This is a genomic window from Streptomyces sp. NPDC058620, from assembly GCF_042717135.1.
Classification (GTDB): domain Bacteria; phylum Actinomycetota; class Actinomycetes; order Streptomycetales; family Streptomycetaceae; genus Streptomyces.
This window is the reverse complement of the sequence record NZ_JBHXQO010000009.1, coordinates 186,336-203,474: the sequence shown is the minus strand read 5'-3', so window position 1 is coordinate 203,474 and position 17,139 is coordinate 186,336. Positions and strand designations below refer to the sequence as shown.

The following is a 17,139-nucleotide window of genomic DNA, read 5'->3' as shown; positions in this document are numbered from 1 at the left end:
AGGTCGCGCACTGCTTCAGCGAAAGACCGAGCGCCTTTTCGGGGGAGGCGCCTCGCGTGGCACCGACGGAGGACCCAAGCAACCGTGGATGCGCAAAGCCGTGGGCGGACGGATGGAACCGACCCCGCAGACCAGTGGGTACTCAACCCGCACACCGGCGATTACGAACTGCGACTGGACCACTCCGGTCCGCGTCCGGCGGGTGGCCCCGACGCCGGCCGCGGAGACGGTTCCCCAGGCTCTTCAGGCTCCTCCGCCGGTGACCCGCGCGACGGCTCCGACAGGCTCCCCGGCACCCCGCGGGTGCCCCGTCAGCGCGGGCGCCGCTCGGCGGAGAACGGCCGCGCCCCCGAAACCGCCGGCGCGCCCGTCGGCCGCCGCAAGCGCAAGCCACCGAAGACCCGCAAGAAGAAGGCGCTGCTGTGGACGGGCGGGGTGATGGCCTTCGTGATCGTCGCGGGCTCCACCGGTGCGTACGCGCTCTATCAGAAGTTCAACGGGAACCTCGACACCATCGACGTGGGCGACGCGGGCAGCAAGAGCGTCACCGCCGACGGTCCGCTCAACATCCTGATCATCGGGACGGACAAGCGGACCGGTAAGGGCAACGAGGGATACGGCGACAAGGGCAGTACCGGCCACGCCGACACCAACATCCTCTTCCACGTCTCCGAGGACCGCACCAACGCGACAGCGATGAGCATCCCGCGTGACCTCATAACGGACATCCCGGACTGCGAGACGAAACAGCCGGACGGGTCGACCAAAGTCATTCCGGGCACGCAGAACGCCCGCTTCAACATCAGCCTCGGCCAGGAGGGCCGCGACCCCGGCTGCACCATGCGTACGGTCAAGGAGATCACCGGTATCTCGGTGAACCACTTCATGATGGTGGACTTCAACGCCGTCAAGGAGCTCTCCACCGCGGTCGGCGGCGTCGAGGTCTGTCTGGCCAAGCCGGTCAAGGACCCCGACTCCCACCTCGATCTGCCGGCAGGCGTCTCCAGGGTCCAGGGCGAGCAGGCTCTCGCCTTCGTACGCACCCGGCACAGCTTCGGCAACCACGGCGACCTGGACCGCATCAAGATCCAGCAGCAGTTCATCGGCTCGATGATCCGGCAGATGAAGTCGGACGACACCCTCACCAGCGCCTCGAAGCTCTACAAGCTCGCGGACACGGCGACCAAGGCCCTCACGGTCGACTCCCGCATCGGGTCGGTCAAGAAGCTGACGGACCTCGCCAAGGTGCTCGGCAAGGTCGACACCAAGAACATCACCTTCGTCACCATGCCCGTCATCGACAACCCGGCCGAGCCGAAGCCGGTGACCGTGGTCGTGGCCCCGACGAAGGGCGAGCAGCTGTTCGCCATGTTGCGCAACGACACCTCGCTGACCGAGGTGAAGAAGCAGGAGAAGCAGAAGGCGCAGGCCGCCAAGAGCAAGCAGGCGGCCCTGCTCAAGGGCCCGCAGGCCGAAGCGGCCGATGTGCGCGTCGACGTCCTCAACGGCGGCGACATCGCGGGCGCGGCGGGCACCACCGTCACCTGGCTCCAGAACGAGCAGGGCGTGCTGAAGTCCACGAACAAGGCGAACGCCCCGGCGAAGATCACCAAGACGACGCTGGAGTACGCGCCGAACCAGGCGGACCAGGCCCGCAAGCTCGCCGAGCTGATGGGGCTGCCCGCCACTGCGATGAAGCAGGGCACCACCGACGCCGAGGGGCTTCAGGCGATGGTGCTCACCCTGGGGGCCGACTTCAAGGGTGCGGGCGTGCCCGTCACCGGGCCGGCAAAGGCGCCGGACGACATTCAGAGGGCAAGCGCCGACAAGGCGGAGTGCGCCAAGTGACCTTGCGTCAGCGCGCCATACGGAAAGTCTGAGCAGGGGGGCCTGGTGGGACGGAGCAGTACGCCTGGGGAGGGGACGCGGTCTCGCGTCCGGCACGACCGTCAACCCGGGAGGGACGACGGTTCCCACCGGAACGAGGACGGCGAGGGGCGCGGCGCGAACCGGGGCGGGGGGCGCCGGGGCAGGGGCGACAGCGGCAGGAGGCCAGCCGCTCCGGAGAGCGGACATCGGCGCGGCGGACCCAACCGCCGCTCCAGGCGGTCGGCCACACGCGGGAAACACCGCATACTCCGCTGGGCCGCGTCCGTTCTCGCCTGCCTCATACTCGCCACCGGCGCCGCCGGTTACTTCTACTACGAGCACCTCAACAGCCAGCTCCGCAAGGGGAAGCGGAGCGCGGGCAACAGTGCGGCCAAGAAGACCGAGCCGAACGCGGCGGGACAGACGCCGCTGAACATCCTGCTGATCGGCTCGGACAGCCGGAACTCGGCGGCCAACCTCAAGCTGGGCGGCTCGAAGAAGTCCGTCGGCGCCAAGCCGCTCGCCGATGTCCAGATGCTCCTGCACGTGTCCGCGGACCGCAAGAACGCCTCGGTGGTCAGCATCCCGCGCGACACCCGGGTCGACATCCCCGCGTGTGTGGACCCGGAGAGCGGTGAGGAGGCACCCGCCACCAACGCTCCCATCAACGAGACGCTGGGCCGGGGCGGCCCCGGCTGCACGCTCGACACCTGGGAGAAGGAGACCGGCATCTACATCGACCACTGGATGATGGTCGACTTCGCCGGTGTGGTCTCCATGGCCGACGCGATCGGCGGCGCCTGGGTCTGTGTGAAGGACGACGTCTACGACGTTCCCAAGCCCAGGGTGCCGGGTGGTTCCGGTCTGCGGCTGAAGGAGGGAAGGACCAAGATCCAGGGCAAGCAGGCCCTCCAGTGGCTCCGCACCCGCCACGCCTTCGAGAGCGACTTCGGGCGGGCCAAGGCCCAGCACATGTACATGAACGCGGTGATCCGCGAGCTCAAGAGCCAGAACGCCTTCACCGACACCGGCCGGCTGATGAACCTCGCGGAGACGGCCACCGAGTCGCTCCAGGTGTCCGAGGAGATCGGCACGGTCAAGAAGCTCTTCGACCTCGCCATGCAGCTCAAGAACGTGCCGCTGGACCGCCTCAACATGCTCACCATGCCGCGCGTTCCCGACCCGTTGGACCCCGACAACCGGGTGCTGCCGAAGCCTGGTGCGGCGGAGAAGCTCTGGTCGCTGCTGCGCGACGACCGGCCGCTCGACAAGAAGGGCCGCGACGCGGAGGCCGAGAAGCGCAAGAAGGAGCAGGCCAGGCAGGAGGCGGCGGACGCTCCCGATCCGGCGGCCGCCGACGCCCTCGACGTGACCGTCGTCAACGGCACCGGCGCGGACGGCGCCCCCGCGGCCGAGCGCCGGGCGGCAACGATCGCGGAGCTGCTCCGGACGAAGGGCTTCACCCAGGCGGAGGCGGCGTCGGAGCCCGGAGCAGTGCTGACCACCCAGGTGACGTACCCGAAGTCGGCGGGCGCCCAGGGCAAGGTGGACGCGCGCTCCCTCACCAAGGCGCTGGGGCTGCCGGATTCCGCGGTGAAGGTGTCCTCCGAGGCCGACTCCGTGACGCTGACCGTCGGTTCGGACTGGCGGACGGGTGACGCCTACCCGAAGGCCCTGGACGACGACACGGACCCGCTGGAGGGGACCGAGGCGGAGAACGCGTCGGACGAGAGCGCGTGCATGGATGTCTACTGGCCCTACCGGACACCGTGACCGTGACTCTGTGACGTCATGACGAGAGGAGGCCACCCGGTGATCCGGGTGGCCTCCTCTTCGTACGGCTTCTTCGTACCGCTGCGGTCAGACCGGCTGGCCGACCGCCGGGCGGCGGGAGGCGATGACCTTCCTTGCCAGCGACCGCGGGCTCGTCAGGAAGCCGTAGCCCCACGACATGTGCATGGTGGCCAGGGCCACCGGAATCTGCGCCCGCGCCTTGAGCGGCAGGCCCTTCCCGGCGGGCAGCGATCCGGCGACGATCGCGGCGAGGTAACCGGCGGGCACCACGAACGCCCACGGGGTCACGGCCACACCGGCCACGAGGCCCGCCGCTATCGCGCAGACCGCGGTCGGCGGCGCCAGGTAGCGCAGGTTGATCGAGCCGGCGTGGTAGCGGGCGACGACGTGGCGCCAGCGGCCGTAGTCCTTGTACTGCTTCGCCAGCGCCCGCACCGATGGGCGGGGGCGGTACTGGACCTTCAGCTCGGGCGAGAACCAGATCAGGCCGCCCGCCTCGCGGATACGGAAGTTCAGCTCCCAGTCCTGGGCGCGGATGAACTCCACGTTGTAGCCGTCCGCCTTCTCCAGGGCCTCACGGCGGAACACCCCCAGGTAGACGGTCTCGGCAGGTCCGGCCTGGCCACCCGTGTGGAAGGCCGCGTTGCCGACGCCGATCTTCGACGTCATCGCGGCGGCGACGGCGTCCTCCCAGGCGTTCTCGCCCTCGGCGTGCATGATGCCGCCGACGTTCTGCGCACCCGTCTCCTCAAGGAGGCGGACGGCGGTCGCGATGTAGTTCGGCGAGAGCATGCCGTGGCCGTCGACCCGCACCACGATGGGGTGCCGGGACGCCTTGATCGCCGCGTTGAGCGCGGCGGGGGTGCGGCCGGTGGGATTGGGAACGGTGTGGACCCGGGAGTCCTCCCGTACGAGCTCGGCGGCGATCTCGTCGGTGCGGTCCGTCGAGGGGCCGAGCGCGATCACCACCTCCATCTCGCCGGCGTACTCCTGCTCCAGGATGTGCCGGACCGAGTTCCGGAGGTGACGCTCCTCATTGAGCACCGGCATGATCACGGAGACGGCGGGGTACTGCGCGGCAGACATGTGGTCCTCAGTAAGTCCTCGGGGCATCACCCCGGAGGGCGGCGCGATTCGCCGCCACGTTACCGCGAACGAGGGACACGGTCGCGCGCCGCCGGGTCGCGAACCGGAATGCAGATCGTATGGGCCTACTGTGCGAATGGTCCCCCTCGCACCGCGGAGGTGTCCCCCGTGCCCACGCCTCACCGCCCGCCCCGTCCACCGCACCCCCGCAGCGCTCCCCCGCAGCGCAGGCCCAGAAAGCAGCTGGCGGCACCACGCTCCCGCAAGCAGGACGAGCGGCCCCGGTGGGGCATGCGCGTCGCCACGGGCGTCTCCGTGCTGGTGCTCGGCGCCGGTGGCGTCGGTCACGCCGTGGTGAGCAGCCTGGAGACCGGGATCGACCGCGTGGACGCCTTCAAGGACATGAAGAACCGCCCCCGGGGAGGCCACGGCCTCAACCTCCTGCTCGTCGGCACGGACGGCCGGGACAAGATCACCGCCGCGGAGAAGAAGAAGTACCGGCTCGGCGGGGCCCCCTGCCACTGCACCGACACGATCATGCTGGTGCACCTGTCGGCCGACAGGGGGCGGGCGAGCGTCGTGAGCCTGCCGCGCGACAGTTACGCCGAGATGCCCGCGCACACGGACGCGACGACCGGGAAGCGCCACGAGGGCCACCCGGTGAAGCTGAACGCCGCCTATGCCGAGGGCGGCCCGAACCTCACCGTCCGGACCGTCGAGCACATGACCGGTGTGAAGATCGACCACTATCTGGAGGCCGACTTCACCAGCTTCATGAAGACGGTCGACACCGTGGGCGGGGTGAAGATCTGCACGGCCCGGCCGATGAAGGACTCGTACACGGGTCTCGACCTCCCGGCCGGTACGCATGAGCTGGACGGGGGCGAGGCGCTCCAGTACGTCCGTTCCCGGCACATCGACGGCGCGGCCGACCTGGGGCGGATGCAGCGCCAGCAGAAGTTCATGGCCGCGTTCATCAAGCAGACCACCAGCAGCGGCGTGCTGATGAACCCCGTGAAGTTCCAGCAGGTCGTCTCGTCGATGCTGAGCTCGGTCCGGGCCGACAGGGGCTTCGGTACGAAGCAGATGCTGGCGCTCGGCAAGGCGATGCGCGGCTTCACCCCCGCCTCGTCCGAGTTCACCTCCGTGCCGGTCGAGAACCCCTCGTTCCCGGTCAAGGGCATCGGCTCGACGGTGAAGTGGGACGCGAAGAAGTCGAAGGAGCTGTTCCGGGCCCTGCGCGAGGACAAGCCGCTCGCGCCCGCGCGGCCGAAGCAGCCCAGGGCGACGCTCGTCGACGTGGCGCCGCAGGAGATCCGGGTGCAGGTCTACAACGGCACCCCGAAGGACGGGCTCGGCAAGGACGTCGACGCGGCACTGCGCGGTACGGGCTTCGACACCACGCGCGCCCCGCTCAACGGTGAGCTGCGCGACCTGAAGCGGACCCTGGTGACGTACGACCCCCGCTGGGACCGCTCGGCGAAGTCGCTGACCGCCGCGCTGCCGGGGAGCGAGCTGCAGGCCGTGAAGGGCCAGGGCGCGACGATGAAGGTGACCGCCGGGTCCGACTACCGCGCGGTGCAGCGCGTGAAGGCGGAGAACCCTCAGCAGGGCGCGTTCTCGGCGGTGACGGGCGACGAGGTGGTCTGCCCGTGACGCCGCCGACGGAGGTCAGTCAGCGATGCCGTCGGCCAGGCGCTTCTCGCGCAGCTCCTTGATCGCCCGCCGCCTGGCCAGCCGGTGCGTACGGCGGATCTGGGCCTCCTGGTAGCGCCGCTTGTCCTGCTCCGTCTCCGGGATCACGGGCGGTACGGTGCGCGGCTTGCCGTCGGCGTCGACGGCCGCGAACACGAGGTACGCGCTGCCGACCTGCTGGGCGGGGGTCGACTCGTTCCAGCGCTCGGCCATGACACGGACGCCGACCTCCATCGAGGAGCGGCCGGTCCAGTTCACCTGGGCGCGGACGTGAACAAGGTCACCGACGCGGACCGGCTCCAGGAAGACCATCTCGTCCATCGACGCGGTCACGGCGGGCCCGCCGGAGTGCCGGCCGGCCACGGCGCCCGCAGCGTCGTCGACCAGTTTCATGATCACGCCGCCGTGCACGGTGCCGAGGAGATTCGTGTCGTTGCCGGTCATGATGTGGCTGAGAGTCGTCCGTGCGGCCGCGGTCGGCTTGCCCGGAATCTCGCCCTCCGGACGCGGGGCCTGATCTGTCATGCCCTCCACCTTATGCGCGGGGTTGCGTACCGCAGAATGCATCAGCTTCGCAACAGCCCTGGACCGATTTCGCTCACCCCCTGTAAGAGCCGTGGGCCCGGCCTGCACACTGGTCCGCATGAATGAATGGCCCGAAGGACGGACCGGCGACCGCTACGGCCGGGGAAGCTCCAGCCCCCAGCCGGAGGGCGCCCGCGCCATGCCTCACGTCCGGCGGCGCCCCGCGCCGCCGCAGGCGCCCCAGGTCCCGCCGCAGGGCCAGGGCCACGACGACCGGTACGCGAGCCCCGGCTACGACAGCGGGTACAACACGGGCCAGGTCTACGGCGGCGGTAATGGCGGCGGCCAGGGCGGCGGCGGACGCGGCGGGGGCGACGGCCACGGCTACGGCGACAGCGGTTACGTGCAGGGCGGCCGCCCCGCTCCCGACTGGCGCCGTCGGATCAAGGTGGGCGCGCTGACCCTGGTGGTCGTGGTGCTCGCTGTCTCGATCTCGACGTACTTCTGGGCCGACTCGAAGCTCAAGCGCGAGGTCGACCTCTCCAAGGTCATCGAGCGGCCGTCCGAGGGCGACGGGACGAACTACCTGATCGTCGGTTCCGACAGCCGTGAGGGCATGACGGCCGAGGACAAGAAGAGGCTCCACACCGGTTCCGCCGAGGGCAAGCGGACCGACTCGATGATGATCCTGCACGACGGCTCCAACGGCCCGACGCTGGTCTCCCTGCCGCGTGACTCGAACGTCGAAATACCGTCCTTCGTCGGCTCGGAGTCCGGCAAGTCGTACAAGGGGACCGGGCGTACGGTGAAGCTGAACGCCGCGTACGCGGAGGACGGCCCCGAACTGCTGGTCCGTACGGTCGAGTTCAACACCGGTCTGCGCATCGACCACTACGTCGAGATCGGATTCGGCGGCTTCGCCCAGATCGTGGACGCGATCGGCGGGGTGGAGCTCGACATTCCCAAGGCGTTCAAGGACAAGAAGTCCGGCGCCGACTTCCAGGCCGGGAAGCAGACCCTGGACGGCGAGCAGTCCCTCGCGTTCGTCCGTACCCGGCACGCGTTCAGCAGTGACCTGGACCGCACGAAGAACCAGCAGAAGTTCCTCGCGGCGCTGGCGAGCCAGACGGCGACCCCGTCGACGATCCTCAACCCGTTCAAGCTGTACCCGACGATGGGCGCCGGCCTGGACACGCTGATCGTCGACAAGGACATGTCGCTCTGGTCCCTGAGCCAGATGTTCTTCGCGATGAAGGGCGTCACGGGCGGCGACGGTACGTCGATGAACATCCCGATCTCGGGCAGCGTCAACAACAACCTGGTCTGGGACAAGGCCAAGGTCAAGCAGCTGGTGCAGCAACTCAACAACGACGAGAAGGTCACCGTCAGGGGTGACTGACGGCGCAGCACGGCAAGGGGCCCGGACGGTTTTCCGACCAACAGCGTCGGTTTTTCGTCCGGGCCCCTTGTTCTGTGGCATTCGTCACAGCGAAAGCGCAGGTCGTGAAAGCAACTGCACCCTTTCGTCATTTCTGTCTGTCCCGGTGTTGTGGTGTGGGCCGGAACACACGAAAAACTCGCGGTGGCCGACCGATGCCCGGGTCATACGATCACCTCAAGTCGCTTCTGCGTGTCCCATTCCGCTGCGACCCCTTCTTCTCTTATTCGGACCCCGAAGGGCTCTTGTGAAGATTCGCCGGATTCTTGCCACTGCCGTCGCAGCCGCGGTGACCACACCTGCCCTCCTGCTGTCGGTCACCCCCGCGTTCGCCGACGAGAAGCCGGCAGCGCAGACGCAGGAGAAGCCGTCCATCGCGGAGCTGGAACTGGCCGCCGCCGCAGCGCAGGAGGCGTACGACGACGCCGTAGCGGCCGAGAGTGCCGCCCTCGCGGCCCTGGAAGCGCTCGGCTCCGACACCGCTCCCCTGGCCGTGGCGGTCAGGACCGCCGAGGCCGCGGCAGCCGTCGCCGCCACCGCGAAGGCCGATGCCGACCAGGCGGTCATCGATGCCCAGGCGGCGGTCGACGCCCTCACGGAGGCGTCCACCGCGGAGGAGAGGACCGCCGCGGAGACGACCCTCGCCACGGCGGAAGCCGCCGCCACGACCGCCGGTGAGGCCAGGGCCGCCGCCGATGCCGCCGTCGTGGAAGCCCTGGACGCACGCGACGACGAGCGGCTCGTCGCAGCCCGGAAGGTGAGCCAGGCGAAGACGGCCACCAAGACGGCGCTCGCCGACAAGACCGCCGCCGACGAGGCGCTGGCCAAGGCGAAGGAGGAGGCGGCCGAGGAGGGCGAGGGCGACGAGGACTGCGTCCCCGAGCCCAAGCTCACCACGGTCGTCACGGGTCTGCCGTCCACGGTCGTCGCCGGTACGAAGGTCACGTTCAACCTCCGGGTGACCAACGGCACCGACAAGACGATGGACGAGGTGCTTCCGTTCGCCTACGTCCACGCGACCGACGAGAGCGGGCTCAAGGACCTCGACGATCTGGTGCACCTGCAGTGGTCGTCCGACTCGTCCTCGACGTGGAAGACCATCGACAACAAGAACTACATGGACGCCATCAGCCCGCTCAAGGCCGGCGCCCGCGCCGACGTCAAGATGCGTCTCACGATCGACGCCTCGGCCCCTGCGGGCAACGGCGTCACCTTCGTCGCCGGTGACTACTTCAACGACAACGGCACCTGTGGCGGCAACCCGGACCTCGAGGGGTACGAGTTCATGATCGCCGCCGCGGGCAGCAAGCCCGGCAAGGTCGACGACGCCACGCCCAGCACGACCGAGCCGACCACCTCGGACCTCAAGCCGCAGAGCGGCGCGTCGGCCAGTCCCGTGAGCGGCACCCTCGCCGCCACGGGCTCGTCCGACGCAACGTCGCAGCTCGCCCTCGCGAGCGGCGCGGCCGTGGCGATCGGCGCGGGCGCGGTGTTCGTCGTACGCCGTCGCAAGGCCGGCTCCCACGCCTGAGACATGAGGCGGGGTGCCGGCCAGGCACCCCGGCCCACGCGCTGAGCCCAGCGGGCCCGACACCGAGCGGTGTCGGGCCCGCTGCGTCGACGTCTCAGGAGTGGCGTTCTCGTCCGGGGCGGCACACCACGCTCACACGACGCCACCGGCCGGTCCCGCCGGCTCCACCTCGCCCAGGTCCTCGTAGAGCGCGCCCAGTACGCGCCCCGTGGGCTCGCCCTGTGGCGACAGCTCGACAAGGCGCCACCTGGGCAGCTGAACCTCGACCTCGGGCGGGAGGTCGCCGTCCGCCGGATCGGCCAGCCCGTAGAGCACGCCGAACGCGGTCTCCCTGGCGACCTCGCGTGCCAGCTCGCCCAACTCACCAGCTGTCAGCCCGAGACCCAGCGCCCGCTCGACGACCGCGCTCACCGGGCCGTCCTTCCGGTACGCCTCGACCCAGTGGGGCGCTGCCGAACTCCACGCGTCGATGTCCTGCCAGGCCATGCGCAGGAACCGGTAGCGGGCCAGCTGAGGAATGTTCTCCTCGGTCTCGGATTCGGCCCACCCCTGTGCGTCGTCGGCACCCAGCGCCTCGAACAGGGCGGTGAGCTTGTCGATGTCGGTCATGGACAGGGAAGGTACGCCACACACGTGCCGTCCGGCCGGACCGAACGTGTCGGCGGCGTTGGTAACTTGGGCTGCTTCTGCCTGTCTTCGCGCCTCGGGGGAACCATGAGCCAGCCGCCCCAGTACAACCCGTACAGCCAGCCGCCCCCCATGCCGCAGTCTCCGCCGGGGTTCGGCGCCCCGCAGCAGGCGTATCCCGGGCAACCGCCCATGCAGTCCTGGCAGCAGCCGCAGACGCACCCGGGTCAGCCGTACCCGCAGCAGCCGATGCCCTTCGGACAGCCGGAGAAGCCCGGCCACCCGGTCGGTGCGTTCTTCCTCGGCTACTTCGCCTCGGTCGTCGTCTCGCTGGTCTACAGCGTCCTCGTCCTGGCCACGTACGAGGACCAGACGAAGGACGTCGCCCAGATCCTGTACATAGCCCACGCCCTCCTCAACGGAGCGGTCGTGGGAGCCCTGATCGGGCTGGTGGGGCGCCGCAGCGGTGGTGCCTGGATCTGCGGCGCGATCATCGCGCCGCTCGGTGTCTTCTTCGGCCACACCAACGCGGTGCCGATGATCATCGCCGACGTCAGCGGGATGGCGGCCATCGGCGACATGATGGAGGCCGACCCGTTCATCCCTGCCAAGGCATGGTGGGGCAGCCATGGGGACACCGAATGGGTCTCCCTGCTCGGCCTCGTGATCGCGGCGGCGACGGCCTGGGTACTGGCCTTCGCGACCGGCCGGCGCCGCTGACCCGAACGCAAGGTCCGGACGACGAACCGTCCGGACCTCGGCGAGGGGGCGAGCGAGCGCCCGGGGTCAGTTACCGGAGGCGTACGAGACGAAACCCGCCCATGCTCCTGGGGCGAAGGCGAGGCGGGGGCCCTGTACGTCCTTGGAGTCACGGACGTGGACCGTGCCGGGGCTGGCCGCGACCTCGACGCAAGAGTCGCCTTCGCTACTGCTGCTGTAGCTGCTCTTGAACCACTCCAGCGCGGAAGCGTCTCCGGCAGAGGTCTTGCTGCTCATGTCTCTCCCAGCATTTGCTCAATGAAGGCCAGCGACTCTCGCGGAGCCAGAGCCTGGGCCCGGATCATCCCATAGCGCAGCTCAAGGATTCTGAGCTGCTTCGGGTCGGATACCGGACGTCCTGCAAATGCCCCCTCCGACCGACCCACCGCCGTGCCATCCCCGAACTTCAACACCTCGATCCCACCGCCCATTCCGGCGTGATCCTCACGGCTGGTCGGCATCACCTGGATCTCGACGTTCCGCAACTTGCCTACTACCAGCAGGTGTTCAAGCTGGCGCCGCAACACCATTGTGCCTCCGATGGGACGACACAGGGTCACCTGTTCCTGGACGAAACTGAGGGCAGGAGCTGGCGCCCTCTCAAAGATGCGCCGTCTGGCCATCCGCGCGGCCAGCACCCTCTCCACCTCATCCTCCGAGTACGCGGGCCGCCTCATCTCAAACAGCGCCCGCGCGTACTCGGGCGTTTGCAACAGGCCGTGGATGTTGTGGTTGCTGTACAACCCAGCCTCTACCGCCCGCGCCTCCATGTTCGCAAGATCCCGCACCTTCTTCGGGTACCGGACCTCCGCCACGTCCTTCTTCATCGCGGCCAGCTTCCCGCCCGCGCCCAGGACTTCGTCCGCCCTGTCCAGGAACTCCGGCCGAGGGATGCGCCGGCCGCCCTCCACCTTGTAGACCAGGTCCTCGCCGTAGCCGATCGCCGCCCCGAACTCGCCGGCCCGCAGGCCCGCCGCCTCGCGCCACGCCTTGATCTGGCGGCCCACCGCCGCGACCACCGCCACCCCCGACTCGTCGTCGGGGTCGACGTCCCAACCGGGTTCGTCCGCCCCGCCGTTCCCGCGCTCCGTGCCGTCGCCGTCCACGCTCATTCGTGCCCCACTTCCGCCCTGCGTGCCGTTCGTCCTCAACCGCCTCTGTTCCCCGCACGTCACGCCGGACAGCCGGGACAGCACTGGACAAGCCCGGGACAGTTACCGTACGCAAGGGCCCGGTCACTGTTCACGGTACGCAGGCACGGCCACGCTGAGTGACGTGAATCCAGAAATCGCCCTTCCCCAACGCCCCGTCGTCACGCGGGCGTTCACCGTGCTGCTCTCCCCCACCCGCCGGGGCGCCCGCCTCGCCCGGCTGCTCACCGTGGCCCATCTCGACCTCTGGGGGCTGCCCTCGGAGTCCGCCGCGCACATCGTCGCCGAGCTGGCCACCAACGCCACGGTGCACGGGCGGGTACCGGGGCGGGACTTCCGGCTGAACCTCACCGTCCGCCATGGCTCGTTGCTGCGGATCGAGGTCTCCGACACCCGGGGTGAGTGCCTGCCGCCCGGTCCTGGCGCCACCAAGCCGCCCGCCGATGACATGGAGACCGGGCGCGGTCTGCTCATCGTCGACGCCCTCGCCGATCACTGGGGCGTCACCCCGGGACCCGTACCCCGCAAGACGGTTTGGGCGGAAATCTCCCTCGCGCCGTGACCGTCTCCACCGGGTCGCGGATATCCACGACCCGGTGAACCGCGACCCGGTCGCCCGCGACATCAAAGACTTAAAGAACCTGGGAAATGACCCAACCCAACCCCACCCGCCTCCCCCGGAGGCGCCGTCACCCACACGGGTGAGGTTTGCCAACTCGGCTGGATTTCGGACGGGTTGGCGGGCATATGCTCACGCTCACAACCGCAAACATGCGTCGGCCCCCGGCCGGGACTCGCAATCCCGATCGAGGGCCTGACCAACGAGGAAGAAGTAGCTTCCCGGTGGATACCCAGCAGATTAGCGCGCTCTCGCGCGCCATGGCGGAGGTTCCCGGACCTCCCCACCCGTCCGGCGTGATCCATGTCGTGATCCCGCACACCCGGCTGTTCACGATCGTCGGCAACCACCTCGCCCAGCACGGCGACCTCTCGCTCGTCGCGATCGGGCTGTCCGTGCACATCCAGTCGCTGCCCAGCGGGGCCAGGATCGGCATCAAGATCCTCGCCGCCCGCTTCCCGGAGAGCGAGACCCGGATCGCGTCCGCCCTGCGGGAGCTGGAGACGTACGGCTATCTGCAGCGCACCCGTAGCCGCCTGGCGAGCGGCCGGATCGTCACTCGTACGGTGTCCTTCAACCAGCCGGGCGTCAGCCCTCAGCAGGCACCGGCGGTACGGGCGGCCCCGGCGGTACGGGCTGCTGTGACCGCCTCGGCGCCTGGAGCAGCGCCTCCGCCGGCCGCTCCTGCTCCCCCGCCGCCGCCCAGGCCGGCACCCGCATCCGTACCCGAACCGGCCCGCGTCCTCGTACCGGCTCCCACGGCGCCCAAACCCCCGCCACCGCCGCTCCCCCGGCCGAGTGCGCTCACCCCGGAGCTGCACAGCACCGCCGCCACACTCCTTGCCGGCCTCCGCCGCGAGGCGCCCCAACTGGTGCTTTCCGCAAGCGCCATCGAGCTGCTGGCCCCCGCCGTAGCCACGTGGCTGGAGCGCGATGTCCACCCGGACACGGTCCGCCGCGCCCTCACGGCTGATCTGCCGCACCCACTGAAGCACCCGGCGAAGTTCCTGAAGCACCGGCTCTCGGCCCTCCTGCCGCCTCCGCTCCCCGGCATGCCGGCCTTCACCCCCGTACGCCGCAGCGTCCCCCTCCAGAACTGCGAAGGCTGCGACCGCGCCTTCCGCGCCACCGAACCCGGACACTGCCGCGACTGCCGATCCGAGCTCGCCGGGGCTGCCTAGTGCACGGGTCGAAGCCCCACCAGGGCAACGCCCCTCGGTATCGCGTCATGAGGAAGTTCCTGTCGTCCATGGACGACACGCTTCCCGGAAAGTTCGAGATCACGAAGGAAGGGATCGTCCACGACATGTTGGCCCCGGTCGGCTCCCACGAGTTGACGGCATCGCGCATCCGGAAGCGCCTGGAGAAGGAGATGTCGGAGGAACTGGTGGCCCACACCGGGAGGCCCGACGTGGAGAGCGTGCCCGAAGGCATCATGCGGCACCCCGACGTGATGGTGATCGCCCTGGCTGACATGGAGGGTCAGGGTTCATTCGACCCCCGTACGCTCATCGCCGCGATCGAGGTCGTTTCCCAGTCGAATCCGGAGAACGACTGGGTGGGCAAGATGCGGGACTATCCGCTCCTGGGCATTCCGGTCTACGCGATCTTCGATCCGCGTACCGGCAGCGGGGCCGTCCTCAGCGACATCCACCCCACGCCGAACGGCCCTCGCTACGCCACCCGCAGGGACTTCCTGTACGGCGAGGACGTCACGATCGACAAGTGGACCATCTCTACGGAGAGCCTTCCCCGCTACGACGCGTAGCGCCATAGGAGTCGGCACCCGGGCGGGTCCTGTCGGGCAATTGAAGAGACCGGTGTTCGGGTACGAGACGCCTCCCCGATGCACCGCGCTATCGGGCTGCGGACTCTCCGTTGCGTCTGGCGGTACGCCCGAGCACACACGCACGACGGCCCCGGGCTCGAAAGCCGGGGGCCGCCTCGCTGATCCGCCAAGCCCCACTACGGCAGGTTGCGCGCCATGACGATGCGCTGGACCTGGTTCGTGCCTTCGTAGATCTGCGTGCTCTACGGCATGGCTGAGCCTGACCTGCACAGACACCCCCGATGGAGGGGGGCACCCCAGGATTCCCCCATGATCGTCAACGCATCGTCCCTGGTCGGGGCTGCCTGCTCTCGCTCACCAGTATCCCGGTGCGGGTGCCGGACTGCCTAGCCCAGCACCCGCCACCCCAGGAGCCACCTGACAACCCGACCGGGGCCCTTGCCGTGCCTGCCCCCTCCCGCGCCCGCAGAGCGTCACAGGGTCCGCCGGAAGGCAGCGGACAGAGCCCGAGGCGGCCGGTCTACCCGACTACGCGAATATTTGCGTTGCCGCGTAGACCCGTGGCGGGCACGTCCGTACCGTCATCCCCGAGGGCCCCAACAGGGGCCACACACAAGGGGGTTTCAGCATGGCGCGCGAGGAACTGACCCGGCTCACAGGCAACGGAAACGGCAACTGCGGAAAGGACGATTGCCCCAACGTCTACCGGACCGCGTCCGGTTCGTTCGTCGTCCAGGGCGACGTCTCCGATGCCTTCATGCCGCCGGACGGCGAAGGGCTCGTTGAGATTCCCGAACACATCATGAGGGAGGCCATTCGTGCTCTTGGCTGGTGAGTCATGGGCGGCACGATTCGAGGGCTTCCAGCGGGAAGCGTGGCGTCTCGAAACTCTGCCGCAGTACCTCATGCCGCAAGAAGCCGAGGAGATCCAGGCGTGGCGCAACGGCGCCCGCCTCAACCCTCGCACGGTTTCGAACGAGTACACCGATCGACTCCGTCGACAGACCACCGAAGGGCGCACGCAAGGACGCGTACACGTTGTCACGCGACCGCTCTCCGAATACCTGCGCTTCGAGTTCCACCAGTACTACGCGGCTCATGTCCTGGCGGGGGAACAGATTCGAATTCTCGATGTAACCGACCGAATCAACCCAATGGAGGGCATCCAAGATTTTTGGATGTTCGACCACACCGAAGTGGTACTCATGAACTATCACCCCGATGGCAGGCAGATCAGCCGCGAGGTATTCGAGGGCGCCGTTTCGCCATTCATCGAATACCAGCAGATCGCGGTAGCCGCATCGGTCCCCTTCGAGGAGTACGTGAAGGGCCTTGACGTTTGAGCCCGAAAGGCTAGGTCAGTCGCGCTCAGACCTAGCGGAAGCACTTCGCAGCGTGCGGAAGCGAGCCGGGAAGACACAAACCTGGCTCGCTCACCGCTGCAACATGTCACAAACCAAAATCAGTAACCTTGAGAGCGGGAAGCTCACACCCTCATTTGTCGACGTTGAATTGATCCTGCAAGCACTCGGCACGGACAACGCTATTGCCGCCGAAATTGCAGCATTGGCGAGAACAGCCAACACGGAGTGGCAGGACCACTGGTCCTCGCGCCGTAGGGGCCTGGATAAGAAGCAGAATGAGCTAGCGAGGCTCGAAGAGGTCTCGACAGAGTTTCGCTTCTTCCTGCTATCGATGATTACCGGGCTGCTGGCAACGCCCGAATACGTGCGCGCAAGCATTTCCGATGTTCCCGGCGATCAGTCGAAGACCATCGCCAGGAAGCTAGAGCGGCAACAGATTCTTTACGACTCTTCGAAGTCTTTCACATTCATTCTCACCGAGCAGGCCGCTAAATGGCCTCTGCTGCCTCCTCTGGCGATGGCTATGCAGATTGACCGGCTTGCATCTGTCTCCCGCATTCCAAGTGTGCGCCTTGGAGTACTCCCCCTTGGTGGGCATATCCCAGAGAGGCCGCTGAACACATTCACGGTCTACGACCGACGGCTAGCCACTGTGGAAACCGGCACAGGGGCATTGATCTTGCGGGACCGTCGCGACGTCACCGCGTATCGGGAAGACTTCAACCGCTACGAGGAATATGCGGTCTTCGGCGACGACTGCCGGGAGATTCTGACTGAGTGGTCGGCATCGTTTACCCGACCACGCCAATAATTCTCGCGTTTGACCAGGGCCCTTCGGCACCCTGACCTAACCGTCACGGAGCTGGAGGGCGATTGATGCTTGAGCACAAGC

Annotated in this window: 17 protein-coding genes; 12 read left to right on the top strand and 5 right to left on the bottom strand. The window is 68.4% G+C overall.

Annotation, left to right across the window (positions count from 1 at the left end; translation table 11 throughout):
* Positions 1-84 precede the first annotated feature (84 nt).
* Both ACFWSK_RS12745 and ACFWSK_RS12740 read left to right on the top strand, forming a co-directional pair.
* Positions 85-1,848, top strand: a complete 1,764-nt coding sequence (locus ACFWSK_RS12745) for an LCP family protein (protein ID WP_383784001.1) — start codon at positions 85-87, stop codon at positions 1,846-1,848.
* 45 nt (positions 1,849-1,893) lie between these two features.
* Positions 1,894-3,642, top strand: a complete 1,749-nt coding sequence (locus ACFWSK_RS12740; RefSeq protein ID WP_383783999.1) for an LCP family protein — start codon at positions 1,894-1,896, stop codon at positions 3,640-3,642.
* An 87-nt stretch (positions 3,643-3,729) separates the two neighbouring features.
* Here ACFWSK_RS12740 and ACFWSK_RS12735 read toward each other — a convergent pair whose 3' ends face one another.
* On the bottom strand, positions 3,730-4,749 hold the full coding sequence (locus tag ACFWSK_RS12735) for a glycosyltransferase family 2 protein (protein ID WP_383783997.1): 1,020 nt from the start codon (positions 4,747-4,749) through the stop codon (positions 3,730-3,732).
* Positions 4,750-5,040: 291 nt separating this feature from the next.
* Here ACFWSK_RS12735 and ACFWSK_RS12730 point away from each other — a divergent pair, with 291 nt between their 5' ends.
* Positions 5,041-6,405 carry an LCP family protein gene (locus tag ACFWSK_RS12730; protein ID WP_383784056.1) on the top strand — a complete coding sequence of 455 codons (1,365 nt, stop codon included), beginning with the start codon at positions 5,041-5,043 and terminating at the stop codon, positions 6,403-6,405.
* Between the two features lie 15 nt (positions 6,406-6,420).
* On the opposite strand, the gene ACFWSK_RS12725 is transcribed toward ACFWSK_RS12730, so the two are convergent.
* On the bottom strand, positions 6,421-6,969 hold the full coding sequence (locus ACFWSK_RS12725) for an acyl-CoA thioesterase (protein WP_383783996.1): 549 nt from the start codon (positions 6,967-6,969) through the stop codon (positions 6,421-6,423).
* A gap of 118 nt (positions 6,970-7,087) precedes the next feature.
* On the opposite strand from ACFWSK_RS12725, the gene ACFWSK_RS12720 reads away from it, so the two are divergent.
* Both ACFWSK_RS12720 and ACFWSK_RS12715 read left to right on the top strand, forming a co-directional pair.
* Positions 7,088-8,368, top strand: a complete 1,281-nt coding sequence (locus ACFWSK_RS12720) for an LCP family protein (protein WP_383783994.1) — start codon at positions 7,088-7,090, stop codon at positions 8,366-8,368.
* A 286-nt stretch (positions 8,369-8,654) separates the two neighbouring features.
* Entirely contained in the window at positions 8,655-9,938 is a 1,284-nt protein-coding gene (locus ACFWSK_RS12715; protein ID WP_383783992.1) for an LAETG motif-containing sortase-dependent surface protein, read from the top strand.
* Positions 9,939-10,070: 132 nt separating this feature from the next.
* Here the strand turns inward: ACFWSK_RS12715 and ACFWSK_RS12710 are convergent, their stop codons facing one another.
* The gene (locus ACFWSK_RS12710; RefSeq protein ID WP_383783990.1) at positions 10,071-10,547 is read right to left on the bottom strand and encodes a hypothetical protein; all 477 of its coding nucleotides are present in this window, start codon (positions 10,545-10,547) and stop codon (positions 10,071-10,073) included.
* A gap of 105 nt (positions 10,548-10,652) precedes the next feature.
* On the opposite strand from ACFWSK_RS12710, the gene ACFWSK_RS12705 reads away from it, so the two are divergent.
* Positions 10,653-11,285, top strand: a complete 633-nt coding sequence (locus tag ACFWSK_RS12705; protein WP_383783988.1) for a hypothetical protein — start codon at positions 10,653-10,655, stop codon at positions 11,283-11,285.
* Between the two features lie 66 nt (positions 11,286-11,351).
* Here ACFWSK_RS12705 and ACFWSK_RS12700 read toward each other — a convergent pair whose 3' ends face one another.
* Both ACFWSK_RS12700 and ACFWSK_RS12695 read right to left on the bottom strand, forming a co-directional pair.
* Complete coding sequence (locus ACFWSK_RS12700) at positions 11,352-11,561, bottom strand: DUF397 domain-containing protein (RefSeq protein WP_383783986.1); 210 nt, start codon at positions 11,559-11,561, stop codon at positions 11,352-11,354.
* Positions 11,558-12,436, bottom strand: a complete 879-nt coding sequence (locus ACFWSK_RS12695; RefSeq protein WP_383783984.1) for a helix-turn-helix domain-containing protein — start codon at positions 12,434-12,436, stop codon at positions 11,558-11,560. Before ACFWSK_RS12695 ends, ACFWSK_RS12700 begins: the two co-directional genes overlap by 4 nt.
* A gap of 163 nt (positions 12,437-12,599) precedes the next feature.
* Here ACFWSK_RS12695 and ACFWSK_RS12690 point away from each other — a divergent pair, with 163 nt between their 5' ends.
* From ACFWSK_RS12690 to ACFWSK_RS12665, 6 genes are all read left to right on the top strand, one after another.
* Positions 12,600-13,037: an ATP-binding protein gene (locus ACFWSK_RS12690; RefSeq protein WP_383783982.1), complete on the top strand. Its 438-nt coding sequence runs from the start codon at positions 12,600-12,602 to the stop codon at positions 13,035-13,037.
* Positions 13,038-13,318: 281 nt separating this feature from the next.
* Complete coding sequence (locus ACFWSK_RS12685) at positions 13,319-14,275, top strand: hypothetical protein (RefSeq protein ID WP_383783980.1); 957 nt, start codon at positions 13,319-13,321, stop codon at positions 14,273-14,275.
* A gap of 47 nt (positions 14,276-14,322) precedes the next feature.
* Complete coding sequence (locus ACFWSK_RS12680; RefSeq protein ID WP_383783978.1) at positions 14,323-14,862, top strand: Uma2 family endonuclease; 540 nt, start codon at positions 14,323-14,325, stop codon at positions 14,860-14,862.
* Positions 14,863-15,511: 649 nt separating this feature from the next.
* Entirely contained in the window at positions 15,512-15,718 is a 207-nt protein-coding gene (locus ACFWSK_RS12675) for a hypothetical protein (RefSeq protein ID WP_383783977.1), read from the top strand.
* Positions 15,702-16,226, top strand: a complete 525-nt coding sequence (locus ACFWSK_RS12670; RefSeq protein ID WP_383783975.1) for a DUF6879 family protein — start codon at positions 15,702-15,704, stop codon at positions 16,224-16,226. The genes ACFWSK_RS12675 and ACFWSK_RS12670 overlap by 17 nt, the downstream gene beginning before the upstream one ends.
* Positions 16,216-17,058 (top strand): helix-turn-helix domain-containing protein, encoded by an 843-nt coding sequence (locus tag ACFWSK_RS12665; protein WP_383783973.1) that lies wholly within the window; start codon positions 16,216-16,218, stop codon positions 17,056-17,058. Before ACFWSK_RS12670 ends, ACFWSK_RS12665 begins: the two co-directional genes overlap by 11 nt.
* The last annotated feature ends 81 nt before the right edge of the window (positions 17,059-17,139 follow it).